The organism is Streptomyces sp. SID14478 (assembly GCF_010548525.1).
In the GTDB taxonomy this organism is placed as follows: Bacteria; Actinomycetota; Actinomycetes; order Streptomycetales; family Streptomycetaceae; genus Streptomyces.
The window spans coordinates 24,765-36,349 of record NZ_JAAGMG010000430.1; the positions used below are offsets into that span (position 1 = coordinate 24,765).

An 11,585-nucleotide genomic window follows, 5' to 3' on the forward strand; every position below is an offset into this window, starting at 1 on the left:
ACGCTGCCGCACAACGCACACCGGAAAGGCACCACCCCATGGAACTGCGCATCCTGGCCCCCACCGGAGCCCTCGGCGCCGGATTCGACGCCGACGCCTTCGAACGCGGCGTCGCCGCCCGCCCGGACGTGATCGCCTGCGACGCCGGGTCCACCGACTCCGGCCCCGCCGCCCTCGGATCCGGCACCCCGAAGCTCTCCGCCCAGGCCGTCACCCGCGACCTGCGCCTGCTGCTCCAAGCCCGGGACCGGCTCGGCGTACCGCTGATCGTCGGCTCCTGCGGCACCTCCGGCCGGGACTCCGGGGTCGACTGGGTCGCGGGCATCGCCCGCACCCTGGCAGCCGAGGAGAACCTGCACTTCACACTCGCACTGATCTACTCCGACCAGCCCGCCGACCGTCTCCAGGCCCTCTACGACGCCGGCCGGATCCAGCCGCTGGCCAACGCACCGGAAATCGACCGGGACTTGTTCGAGAGCAGCCACACCGTCGCAATGATGGGCGTCGAACCCATCCAGGAAGCCCTCGGGGCCGGCTGCGACGTCATCCTCGCCGGCCGGGCCAGCGACACCGCTCTGTTCGCCGCCCTGCCCCACCTTCGGGGCGCCGATGCCGGCCTGACCTGGCACATGGCCAAGACCATCGAATGCGGCGCCGCCTGCGCCATCCCGCCCTCCGCCAACGGACTCCTCGTCACACTGCGCGACGACCACTTCGACGTCACCACCCTGGCCACCGGCAGCCGCCTGACGCCACGTTCGGTCGCCGCGCACACTCTTTACGAGAACGCCGATCCGTTCCACATCGCCGAGCCCTCCGGTGTCCTGGACACCACCGACGCCACCTACGAGACGGTCGACGAACAGACCGTCCGCGTGCGCGGCGCCCGCTACCTCCCCGCCGACGGCTACACCAACAAACTCGAAGGCTCCCAACTCGTCGGCCACCAGACCGTCATCATCGGAGGAGTCCGCGACCGCATCGTCATCGACGCGCTGCCCAAGCTACTGCCGATGGCCAAGCAGTACTTCGACGCCAAGATCCGCGACGTCTTCAACGGCACCGTCGACCCCGCCGACATCGACATCGACTACCGCCTCTACGGCACCGGCACGGTCCTCGCAGGCAGCGAACCCGACCCGCTCGCCCCGCGCGAACTCGGCGTCCTGATCACCGTCACCGCACCCGACCAGGAAACCGCCCACGCCATCGCCACGTTCGTCGCCCACGCCAGCAGCCACCTGCCCCTCGCCCAGTACGACGGACTCGTCTCGACCCTGGCCTATCCCTACTCGCCACCCGAGATGGACCGCGGTCCCCTGTACCGCTTCACCCTCAACCACGTCGCCACCGGCATCACCCCCACCGAACTCTTCCGCACCACCACCGAGGAGCTCTGACCCCATGACCACCCTGCTCGACTACTGCTCCCTGGTCCGCTCCAAGAACGCCGGCCCCTTCACCCTCACCTTCGACTTCATGTGCCACGACCAATACGCCTACGACGCCCTCGTCGCCACCGGCTTCCTCAACGAACACCTCTTCGCCACTCTCTACGACACCGACCCCAAGGACATCCGCGTCGTCAACCACCCCCTGGCCCTGGCCGTCAAGGTTTCCCTCCCCCGGCCCACCGCCCAGGGAAGCCTTCACGACACCGACTGCTACGCCGGCCAGCAGTACGCCCCTCTGATGGACATGGAGGTCGTCCCGGCTGAGGAAGCGAAGCAGCCAACCGCGCGATGAAGATCACCCGTGTGCGGTCCTGGGACCGTTCCTGACCGTCTTGCCCAGGGCCCGGGCCTCCTGACCGTCTTGCCCGGGGCCCGGGGCCTCCGCGACGTCCAGGCCACGCTTCTGGCCGACGCCTTCCACCTCAACTGGAGCTTGACGTACGTGACCTCGAGGCCGACGGGCGTGTGGGTCAGTTCGGCGACTGTGCTCGATCCCATGCGGCGTAATAGGTGAGGGTGTCCTCCAGGATGCCGGGGTGACGCGGCTGCCAGCCGAGCAAAGTGCGCGCCTTGGTGCTGTCGACGAGTTCGTCGCGGTCGGCGCAGCTCTCCAGCATGCCGCCCTCTTCCGCACTCTGGAAGACGATGTCTCCGGTGTAGCCGGCAGCGTTCAGGCATGCCCGTTGGACATCAAGGAGCGTGGGCTGGTGCTCGTCGCCGAGCATGAAGACCTCGCCATCGAACGCGTCGGGCCGCCGCAGAACGGCGACGTAGGCAGCGGCGAGATCGTCGACGTGAACCCAGGTGTACCGCTTGGTGGAGTCGCCGTAGAAGACGGGCTCCCCTGTGCGGGCGGCGGCGAACCACTGAGCGGACTTCGAAGTGCGGCCGCTGCCGCCGTAGATGAAAGTCGGGCGCAGCACGGTGTGGGGCAGGCCGCTGTCCGCGAGGTCCTGTTCGGCCTGGGCGCGCAGGTGGAGCGGGTTGCCGGGGTCGGCGGGGGTCCGCTCGTCCCAGACGTCGCCGGTGGTGGTGAGGAAGGTGATGCCGGTGGTGAAGACCAGGTGGCGGCTGCGCCCGGTGCGCGCCTGCACTTCGCGGAGCGTGCGGAAGAGGAGCCGGTCGCTGCCGAGCGGGTCGCTCATGTCGAGGGCGGCGCACACGACGGCGTCAGCGTCCTCCAGGGCCGCCCGGTAAGTCTCGGGGTCGGACATCAGCCCTTCGACGGGGCGGACCTCCTCGACGAGAAGTTCCCTGGCCCGGTTGCTGGTGGCATCGCGGGTGAGGCCGCGGACGGTGTGGCCGTCCTGGCGCAGGGCTCGGGAGATGTGGAAGCCGGCGTATCCGGTGGCGCCGAGGACGAGGATCTTCATGGGGATTTCCGTTCTCACAGACAGGTTACTTGTTCAGGCAAGCACCTAGGCAGGTTAACTTGCCCAAGCAAGGACATGGCAAACTGGAGGCATGACAAAGTCCACTGAGGCGACGGATTCGGCGCTGTCGGAGCAGGAGTCGGAGGTCTGGCGTGAGCTGGGACGTCTGGTCCATGCCCTGCCTCGCCTGCTGGAGGAGGACATGCTGCAGGCAACGCCCCTGCCGCTGACGGAGTTCTCCGTCCTCAGCGTGCTGAACGATGCACCGGGGCACCGACTGCGCATGTCGGAGATCGCAGTACGCACGGGGCTCACCCCCAGTCGGATCACCCGGCTCGTCACCGCGCTGACAGCGAAGTCACTGGTGGACAAGGAACGGGACAGCAACGACGGACGCGGCAATGTCACCGTCCTCACGGCTGCGGGCCTGTCCTGTTGGGAGAGCGCCCGCACCGCACACCAGGCCAGTGCGCGCCGGCGTTTCCTCGATCACCTGCCCGAGGGCTCCGCACCTGTTCTCGCCGACGCCCTGCGGGCCGTGACCGCCCAGCTCATCCCCGACCGCTCATCCACCGCCGACCAGGAACGTGCCTGACTGCCCGAGCACAATGCGGCCCGACAGAGCGGGCCCCATGTCAGGGCGCAGGTGTCTCTGGCGAGCGAGACCGGGCGCGCCCAACCCCCAGCGCCCGGTCTGCCCGTGCGGCGCTGTCGGTGTTGGGCGTCAGCTGCGGAAGAAGCGGTCCGGGCGGGAGGCGTACCAGGCCGGGTCGTCTCGCCCAGGGTGTGGCCGCTACCGGGAGCGAGGTCCAGCTCGAAGCGGGAGGGGTCGGCCACACGTGCCACGCTTCCGGCAGTCTGCGCGGCAGGAATGCCGCGCTCACCGTTGACGGTCAGTACCGGCAGGGCGAGCTTGTCCTCGCCCAGGATTACGCGGGCCTCCTCGATGTCTTCGGGGAGGTCGTGTTGCTCGATGCTCGTCGCTCGCGCACACCACGAAGGGCCTACCGGTCAGGGGCATCGGTGAACGAGATCGGCTTGCCGGCGGCGCGGGCGTAGGCGATTTCCCTGCTCGTGGACTCACCGATATACCCGCCGGGATTGACGACCAGAACCCGGTCAGCCAAGTCGATCTTGCGCAGGTGGAGAGCGCCCAGCGCGGTCTTCTGCTCGTTGGTGATCGACTCGTCTGCTTCGCCTGGTGCGAGGACGATGACCCCGGCGAGGGTCAGCTCCCGATTCGCCGCACGCATCTCGTCCACGAACCGGGTTGAGCCGCAGATACACACAACCTCAGGCCGGTCGGTCACACTCAGCCCTTCGATCGAACAGGCACTGTACGTGTGCGTGCGGACATCACACACACGAGCCGAGTCTACGCAGCGAGAGGAATGCATCTGCCTGCACCGTCGCGGGCGGGAGGCGGTGATGCCGAACGGATCGCTCGCGGTCACGGGAGGCAGTTCCGACACCGCCTCGCTCATGACGGTGGCACGGAGAGGCGTTGGTCCGGTTCTGCGGCACTCCCCCAAGCATGAGCGCCCAAGCATGAGTACGCAGAGAGCCGGTTATGCCGCGATCCCGGCGATCAGTACCTCGACATGCTGCTTGACCTGATCGCGGATCGGGCGGACCGCTTCGACATCCCTGCCCGCGGGGTCGTCGAGCTGCCAGTCGAGGTAGGTCTTGCCGGGGAAGACCGGGCAGGCATCCCCGCATCCCATGGTGATGACGTAGTCGGATGCCTGCACGGTCTCGTTGGTAAGGGCCTTGGGTGTGGCCGCGGTGATGTCGATGCCGACTTCGGCCATGGCTTCGATGACGGCCGGGTTGACCCGGTCAGCGGGCAGGGATCCGGCGGAGCGGACCTCGATGCGATCACCGGCGAGGTGGGTAAGGAATGCGGCGGCCATCTGGGAGCGTCCGGCGTTGTGGACGCAGACGAAAAGGACCGAGGGCCTGGTGGCGTCAGACACGGGCAGCGCCTTCCGATTCGGCTGCCGTAACAGTGGAGTTGGGGAAGTAGCGGCGGGCGGCGAGCGCCACGTAGACGAGGCCGATGAGGACAGGAACCTCGATCAGGGGGCCGACGACTCCGGCGAGTGCCTGGCCGCTGGCGGCTCCGAAGGTGGCGATGGCGACCGCGATGGCCAGCTCGAAATTGTTGCCCGCAGCGGTGAACGCCAGCGTCGCCGCCTTCGGATAGCCGAGCCCAACAGCCCTGCCCAGGGCCATGGATCCGGCCCACATGACGGCGAAGTACACGAGCAGTGGCAGCGCGATCCGGGCGACGTCGAGGGGCTGAGAGGTGATCGCGTCACCCTGGAGGGCGAAGAGCACCACGATAGTGAACAACAGTCCGTACAAGGCGAACGGTCCGATCCGGGGAGTCAGCACGGTCTCGTACCAGGTGCGCCCCTTGGCCTTCTCGCCGAGACGGCGGGTCAGGAACCCGGCCAGCAGCGGGATGCCCAGGAAGATCAGGACGCTGCGGGCGATCTCCCACACCGACACGTCCAGGGTGGCCTGTTCGAGTCCCAGCCACCCGGGCAGTACGGACAGGTACAACCAGCCGAGCAGGCTGAACGCCAGGACTTGGAACACCGAGTTGAGGGCCACCAGGACGGCGGCGGCTTCGCGGTCACCGCAGGCGAGGTCGTTCCAGATGATGACCATGGCGATGCAGCGCGCGAGCCCGACGATGATCAGGCCGGTGCGGTACTCGGGCAGGTCGGGCAGAAAGATCCAGGCAAGGGCGAACATCAGTACCGGGCCGAACACCCAGTTCAACAGCAGTGAGGGCAGCAGGAGGCGGCGGTCGCGGGTGACGGTGTCGAGGCGGTCGTAGCGGACCTTGGCCAGCACCGGGTACATCATCACCAACAGGCCGAGGGCGATGGGCAGTGAGACACCAGTGACGGTGACCTTGGCCAGCGCGTCCCCGAGACCGGGAACGAGACGTCCCAGACCGAGGCCCGCTGCCATCGCGACCAGGATCCACACCGCCAGGTAGCGGTCCACGAAGGACAGCCGCGCCGCGACCGGTGCAGCTGCAGTGCTGTCGCTCACGCGGATGCCTCCGCATCCGCAGGCAGGCCGCGGCGGGTGAGGACGCCGGCGAGCTTGTCGGTCGTCTCGGGCAGCAGCCAGTAGTAGACCCAAGTGCCGCGCCTCTCGCAGTCGATGAGCCCGGCCTGCCGCAGCAGCTTCAGGTGGTGGGAGATCGTCGGCTGCGACAGGTCGAAAGCCGGGGTGAGGTCGCAGACGCAGATCTCACCGCCCTCACGTGAAGCGATCATCGACAACAGCCTCAGTCGGACCGGGTCGCCGAGCGCCTTGAACACCTTCGCCAACTCGACTGCCTGGTCCTCACCCAGGGGCGCGGTCAGCAGGGTGGGGCAGCAGCCGCTCCCGTCCTGGCCGAGCACGACCGTCTCTTGTTTCGACATGCCTCTATGTTGACAAACTTCGATGCAAGGCGCAAGGTTGCATCGAAAAACTTCAAAGCAACGCTGTCCGACCCCGTTCCCTTCCAGGAGGCACGCCATGAGCGATCACTCCCCTGCCCTGCGCGAAACCGTTCGCCAGCGCTACGCAGCCGCCGCTGTCCAGGTCACCGAGGGCGGCACGGCCTGCTGCGGACCGAAGGCCATCGAGATCGACGACAACTTCGGCTCAACCTTGTACGCGGCCGACGAGCGGGAAGTCCTGCCCGCCGAAGCCGTCGCTGCCTCTCTCGGCTGCGGCAACCCCACCGCCGTCGCCGACCTCCATGAGGGCGAGCGCGTCCTGGATCTCGGCTCCGGCGGCGGCATCGACGTTCTGCTCTCGGCCCGCCGCGTCGGCGCCACCGGCAGGGCCTACGGCCTGGACATGACCGAGGAAATGCTCGCCCTGGCACTGGAGAACCGGACGAAGGCGGGCGCTACGAACGTCGAGTTCCTCAAGGGCACCATCGAGGCCATCCCCCTCCCGGCGAACACAATCGACGTGGTCATCTCCAACTGCGTCATCAACCTGTCCACGGACAAGCCGTCCGTGTTCGCCGAAATGTTCCGCGTGCTGGCCCCCGGTGGGCGTATCGGCATCTCGGACGTCGTCGCCGACGACGCACTCAGCCCGGCTCAACGCGCCGAGCGAGGCGACTACGTGGGATGCATCGCGGGAGCGCTGTCCTTCGCCGAATACCGCGAGGGCCTGGCGTCCGCCGGCTTCACGGACATCGAACTCACCCCGACCCATGCCGTCGCCGACGGCATGCACTCCGCCATCGTCCGAGCGGTCAAGGATCGCGTCATGGATCCCACCGGCGTCGTCAAGCCGGCGCCCGAGGACGCGCACTGCGGCTGCCAGGCGTGACCTCGGATCAGGCCCAGAACCGAGGCGCCGACTGGACCGACTGGACCGCAAGAAAGTCGGCCCAGCCGTCCTGCGCGTAGCCACCTCAGGCGTTGGCCGTGTTGCAGATGCTGCGGGCGCTTCCAGCCAGTGGAGACAGCTCTCCCCTAGTCGCTGATATCGGTCACCGTGATGGCCGACGGGGGCGGTTGGTGCTCTGACGAGGGGGGATCGCCGGGGCGGTACCTACGCGCCGCTACGCTGCACAGCGTGAGGCAACGACCAGGCACTGCAGCCCAATTCGCAGACGCAGACGCGACTCGACCCGCCAACACCGGCCGGCGAGTACACGAACCGGCCTCTTCCTCGCACACGTACTGATCACGAAGACAACGGGGACGCACACACATGCGCACAACGACAGTTCTGACCGTCAGCCTGCTCGCAGCCGGCGCGCTGCTGACCGGCTGCGGCAGCGACAAGGACGATGCCGCTCCGGCCGCGAAGGGGCCCTCGTCGACCAGCAGCACATCGGACTCCGCTCCGGCCAAGAAGGGCGCCCGCCACCAGGTGAAGTTCGACGTGGGCGGCACCGGTTCGACCATGATCATGTGGGTCGGCGACACCAACCACACCGAGCAGGCGACGCTCCCCTGGCCCAAGAAGCAGACGATCCAGCTCGAGGACGCCCAGATCAAGGCCGGTGTCCTGGTGTCCGTCGTGCCCGGTTCGACCAAGGGCCCGGACGGGATGCTCAAGGCCGCCCCCTGCACCATCACGGTCGACGGCAAGCAGGTCGCGGACAACGACGGCGGTAACTCGGACAAGCCCTGCGAGTACCAGCTCAAGGGCTGAGCCCTGCTCCCCCGGTGACGCGCCACGTGTCAGGGCGGCGCCCACAGGCGGCGCCCTGACAGCCGTGCAGAAGGCGCAGGTCCACACGCACGCCACAGCCATCTGAGCCAGCCGCGGTCAGCGTGCACCCGCCTGCGGTCACCGGGCACGGTGCAATGAGTCAGGGCCGGCGCGGCCGCGGTCAGTTGGATTGCGCTTCGTCGGCCTCAGGCTTCATGTAGCCCGCCAGGAAGGCCAGTTCCTCGTCGGTGAGCCGCCTCGGCCTGCCCTCGTCCAGATCGAAGGCGGCCATCACGGTGGTGGCCGTGGCATAGATGCGCTTGACGTCGCGGACGGCGTAGCCGAGCTGAAGGCGGGATCCACGCGCGCTGATCACCCACACGTCGACGCTCACGGACTCCTTGCGGTACGACAGCGGGGCCTTGAAGGCGATCTCCAACTGGGAGACTACGAACGCCTTCCGGCGGCGCTCTGCCTCCTCAGACGGGAGGAGGTCGTCGAGGAGCCGTGCACGAACTTCCTCGAGGTAGGAGGAGATGACGGCGTTGTTGACGTGCCCGTAGGAGTCGACGTCAGCCCATCGCAGCTGAAGAGGGTGGGTGTACATCACGCAGGTCCTTTTGCGTCTGGGGCGCTGACTCGTCCGCAGGCGTCACATCGACGCCGGACGGACGTGGGCCTCAGACCCTATCGGCATGATCACGGGAGTCTCGGGGCGGTGTCGCCCGCATCCACGCCGCACGCGCCACAGCGCGCCGCCGGAGATCAGGCGCGCAACAGGCGCAGTACGCGCCCCAGTTGCTCGGTGTAGTCGCGCTGGAAGCCCGGGTCCACCGCGTCGCTGCCGAAGATGCGGCGCACAGCGTCGGGCATCAGGTGCGGGGCCATGACGAGCGCCTGGGACAGCAGCATGACCATGGCCGGACTGATCGTGTCGCTCAACTCGCCCTCGGCCTGCCGGCGCTCGATGTCGGCGAGGTCCTCCGTCGCCGGCTCGGCCGTCTCGGGGCGTCCCGTCAGCTCCGACCATGCCGCCAGACGTACGCCGCGCGGGTCCGCAAAGTTGTTGCGCAGATAGCCGAGGACCAGCTCGTCGTAGGGAAGTTCGGGGTTCTGCAGCTCGGTCTCGCTCTTCGACCACCGGCGGCCCAGCTCGGCGTAGATCCCGTTCTTGCCGCCGAAGTAGTAGTTGATCAGTTGCTTGTTCACGCCCGCACGGTCGGCGATCTCCTGCACCCGGGCTCCGGCGTATCCCTTCTCGGCGAAGACATCCTTCGCGGCTTCCAGAAGCCGGGTCCGGGAGTCCTCGGATGCGGCGGTGATGGCGTCGGCGGCCCGGCGTCGGGCGGGCGGATTCATGGGAGCAAGGATATCGGCGCAGTTCACGGAGTCAACCATCTGGATGATTGACGAATTCATCCAGATGGTTGAAGGTGGATGAAGCACTCTGAACGGAGAGAACCTTGATCCTCATCACCGGAGCCACCGGCACCGTCGGCCGCCCCCTCGTCGCCGCTCTCGCCGCCACCGGCCATCCCGTCCGCGCCCTCACCCGCACCCCTCGCGCCGCCCGCTTTCCGCCAGGCGTCGAGTCCTGCGACAGTGCACATCCCGACCTGGACGGCGTCACGTCAGTGTTCGTGAACCCGGCAGCGCTGTGGCGGGGCGAGCGGACCCTGCTCGATGCCGCCAAGGCGGCGGGGGTGACACGCGTGGTCACGCTGTCCTCCTCGTCCGTGCTGTCCGGCGACAGCCATCACGCCGTGGCCAACCGTCACCGCGAACTGGAAGCCGCCGCCGGGTCCGTCGCTCCTGAGTTCGTCCATCTGCGGCCCGACGCCTTCGCCGCCAATGCCCGGCAGTGGATCGGCCAGGTCAAGGCCGGCGACACGGTCGTGGGTCCGTATGCCCAGGCAGTCACCGCACCTGTCCATGAGGACGACATAGCCGCCGTCGCCGCCCGCGCCTTGACGGGAGCGCTTCCGTCCGGCGAGACACCAGTGTTGACCGGACCCGAGGCGCTGAGCTTTTCGGAGCAAGTCCGCATCCTCGGTGCGGTGCTCGGGCGCCCCCTGCGCTACGAGGAGATCTCGCACCCAGCCGCCCGTGACGCCATGCTCTCCGGCCCCTGGATGACTGAGGAGATCGCTGACTCCCTGCTGCGCTACTTCGCGTCGTGCGTGGACAACCCGACACCTGTCGCCCCGGATCTGGAGCGCATCCTCGGTCACCGCGGCCACACCTTCGAGCAATGGGCGGCGGACCGCACCGCCGAGTTCCGCTGAGCGATCCATCCCAGGGGATCGGCCGCGTGCAGGGGACCAGGGCATCCACCACCGCATCGGGCGTCCACCCGGGACGGTTACGGTGCTCGGCTGCCCGAACGCGAAGAGCCTGCACGCCGATCCGCCCGTGTCGTGGTGCCCCGTGCATCCGACCGGCTGCTGCGCCTGCTCGGGTTCTGCAGCGACCTGACTGCCACGATCGCGCCCGCGGGCGGGCAAAGCGTGTCAGAAATAGCGCGTGAACGCGGTCGGTTCGACCGCGAACAGACCGTGGAACGGCGTGTCCAGCTGATGGATGAGCAGGACGGTGAAGGTGATGAGCGCGGACAGGCCCATCACCATCACGACATGCGTGAAGCTGCGCGTGACACCGAACATGAACATGAAGGCAATGGTGAGGACGCCGCCGACGATCAGGCCGAGCCAGATCATCGGCGACAGCCGCTCCGCGGCATCGGACTCGCGGCCGCGCCGCGCCTCGTCCAGGACGCTCAACTGCGCCAACGTCTCCTGCCCTGTGGCCTGCTGGGCAGGAGTGGCGTTCGCGGGAACCTGACCGGTCGCACGTACCGCGTCGAGCAGTCGCCAGCCGGCCGGATCCAGCGGGGCTCGCTCGGCCATGGCGGGCCACTCCGTGTCGGTGACGTGCCGGATGTACGCCTCGATGTCGCCGCGCATGCGGTCGGCCTGGGCGGCGGGCAGGCCCGCGGCGAGCAGATGGATCTGGTGCGCGGCGCTGGCCTCGGTGGCGGTGTGGTCCTCGGCGCCGGAATGCGTGTCCCACACCGAGACGAGGGCCAGGCCCAGGACGAGCGCGTACAGGACACCGACCATCATGGAGATGTACTCGGCGACGTCCTCACGGGGTTCGTCGTCCGGGCCCAGGGGCCAGAAGCGGTGTTTGATAAGGACGACGGACGCGGCCAGCAGGGCGACGCCGAGGACGACGGCCAGCGTTTCGATCATCGGTGGGTCCTGTTCCGTGACGTCACAAGGGGCACAGTTCTCAAGGGTCCGGGGCCTCAGAGTCTTCGGGAGCCGAACACGGCAGCCGCGAGGGCGGCGGGCAGCAGGATGAGGAAGAGGGCCGTCAGCACGCCGAGTCCCGTGGGCGTGTGATCCGGCCGCACGAAGCGCCCCAGCAGGGGGCGCGGCGCCGCCTCAGGCTGCCGTGCCGGGGGCTGCTGTCTCGTGACCGGAGGCGGCTGGGGCCGTGCAGGCGGGGGAACCACGGCGGGAGCCCGGCCGGGCCCCGGCGGCACAGCTGCCCCAGGCGGCAC

Annotated in this window: 14 protein-coding genes; 6 read left to right on the top strand and 8 right to left on the bottom strand. The window is 68.3% G+C overall.

The window, feature by feature from the left end:
- The first annotated feature begins 38 nt into the window (after positions 1 to 38).
- Both G3I40_RS14280 and G3I40_RS14285 read left to right on the top strand, forming a co-directional pair.
- Positions 39 to 1,400, top strand: a complete 1,362-nt coding sequence (locus G3I40_RS14280) for an acyclic terpene utilization AtuA family protein (RefSeq protein WP_164302539.1) — start codon at positions 39 to 41, stop codon at positions 1,398 to 1,400.
- A gap of 4 nt (positions 1,401 to 1,404) precedes the next feature.
- Positions 1,405 to 1,746, top strand: coding sequence for a DUF4387 domain-containing protein (locus G3I40_RS14285; RefSeq protein WP_164302540.1), 342 nt, complete (start codon positions 1,405 to 1,407; stop codon positions 1,744 to 1,746).
- Between the two features lie 178 nt (positions 1,747 to 1,924).
- On the opposite strand, the gene G3I40_RS14290 is transcribed toward G3I40_RS14285, so the two are convergent.
- Positions 1,925 to 2,827 carry an NAD(P)-dependent oxidoreductase gene (locus tag G3I40_RS14290; RefSeq protein ID WP_164302541.1) on the bottom strand — a complete coding sequence of 301 codons (903 nt, stop codon included), beginning with the start codon at positions 2,825 to 2,827 and terminating at the stop codon, positions 1,925 to 1,927.
- A gap of 91 nt (positions 2,828 to 2,918) precedes the next feature.
- Here G3I40_RS14290 and G3I40_RS14295 point away from each other — a divergent pair, with 91 nt between their 5' ends.
- Positions 2,919 to 3,422: a MarR family winged helix-turn-helix transcriptional regulator gene (locus tag G3I40_RS14295; RefSeq protein ID WP_164302542.1), complete on the top strand. Its 504-nt coding sequence runs from the start codon at positions 2,919 to 2,921 to the stop codon at positions 3,420 to 3,422.
- 409 nt (positions 3,423 to 3,831) lie between these two features.
- On the opposite strand, the gene G3I40_RS14300 is transcribed toward G3I40_RS14295, so the two are convergent.
- From G3I40_RS14300 to G3I40_RS14315, 4 genes are all read right to left on the bottom strand, one after another.
- On the bottom strand, positions 3,832 to 4,137 hold the full coding sequence (locus G3I40_RS14300; RefSeq protein WP_164302543.1) for a hypothetical protein: 306 nt from the start codon (positions 4,135 to 4,137) through the stop codon (positions 3,832 to 3,834).
- 258 nt (positions 4,138 to 4,395) lie between these two features.
- The gene (locus tag G3I40_RS14305; protein ID WP_164302544.1) at positions 4,396 to 4,803 is read right to left on the bottom strand and encodes an arsenate reductase ArsC; all 408 of its coding nucleotides are present in this window, start codon (positions 4,801 to 4,803) and stop codon (positions 4,396 to 4,398) included.
- On the bottom strand, positions 4,796 to 5,896 hold the full coding sequence (gene arsB / locus G3I40_RS14310) for an ACR3 family arsenite efflux transporter (protein WP_164302545.1): 1,101 nt from the start codon (positions 5,894 to 5,896) through the stop codon (positions 4,796 to 4,798). The genes G3I40_RS14305 and arsB overlap by 8 nt, the downstream gene beginning before the upstream one ends.
- The gene (locus tag G3I40_RS14315; RefSeq protein ID WP_164302546.1) at positions 5,893 to 6,276 is read right to left on the bottom strand and encodes a metalloregulator ArsR/SmtB family transcription factor; all 384 of its coding nucleotides are present in this window, start codon (positions 6,274 to 6,276) and stop codon (positions 5,893 to 5,895) included. The genes arsB and G3I40_RS14315 overlap by 4 nt, the downstream gene beginning before the upstream one ends.
- 97 nt (positions 6,277 to 6,373) lie before the next feature.
- Here G3I40_RS14315 and arsM point away from each other — a divergent pair, with 97 nt between their 5' ends.
- Both arsM and G3I40_RS14325 read left to right on the top strand, forming a co-directional pair.
- Positions 6,374 to 7,186 carry an arsenite methyltransferase gene (gene arsM, locus G3I40_RS14320; protein ID WP_164302547.1) on the top strand — a complete coding sequence of 271 codons (813 nt, stop codon included), beginning with the start codon at positions 6,374 to 6,376 and terminating at the stop codon, positions 7,184 to 7,186.
- Between the two features lie 387 nt (positions 7,187 to 7,573).
- Positions 7,574 to 8,020, top strand: a complete 447-nt coding sequence (locus tag G3I40_RS14325) for a hypothetical protein (protein ID WP_164302548.1) — start codon at positions 7,574 to 7,576, stop codon at positions 8,018 to 8,020.
- Between the two features lie 181 nt (positions 8,021 to 8,201).
- Here G3I40_RS14325 and G3I40_RS14330 read toward each other — a convergent pair whose 3' ends face one another.
- Both G3I40_RS14330 and G3I40_RS14335 read right to left on the bottom strand, forming a co-directional pair.
- Entirely contained in the window at positions 8,202 to 8,627 is a 426-nt protein-coding gene (locus G3I40_RS14330) for a thioesterase family protein (protein ID WP_164302549.1), read from the bottom strand.
- A gap of 158 nt (positions 8,628 to 8,785) precedes the next feature.
- Entirely contained in the window at positions 8,786 to 9,379 is a 594-nt protein-coding gene (locus G3I40_RS14335) for a TetR family transcriptional regulator (RefSeq protein ID WP_203644045.1), read from the bottom strand.
- A gap of 104 nt (positions 9,380 to 9,483) precedes the next feature.
- Between G3I40_RS14335 and G3I40_RS14340 the strand changes: the two genes are divergently transcribed.
- Positions 9,484 to 10,305: an NmrA family NAD(P)-binding protein gene (locus tag G3I40_RS14340; RefSeq protein WP_164302551.1), complete on the top strand. Its 822-nt coding sequence runs from the start codon at positions 9,484 to 9,486 to the stop codon at positions 10,303 to 10,305.
- Positions 10,306 to 10,530: 225 nt separating this feature from the next.
- Here G3I40_RS14340 and G3I40_RS14345 read toward each other — a convergent pair whose 3' ends face one another.
- Positions 10,531 to 11,271, bottom strand: coding sequence for a DUF4239 domain-containing protein (locus tag G3I40_RS14345; protein ID WP_164302552.1), 741 nt, complete (start codon positions 11,269 to 11,271; stop codon positions 10,531 to 10,533).
- Between the last annotated feature and the right edge of the window lie 314 nt (positions 11,272 to 11,585).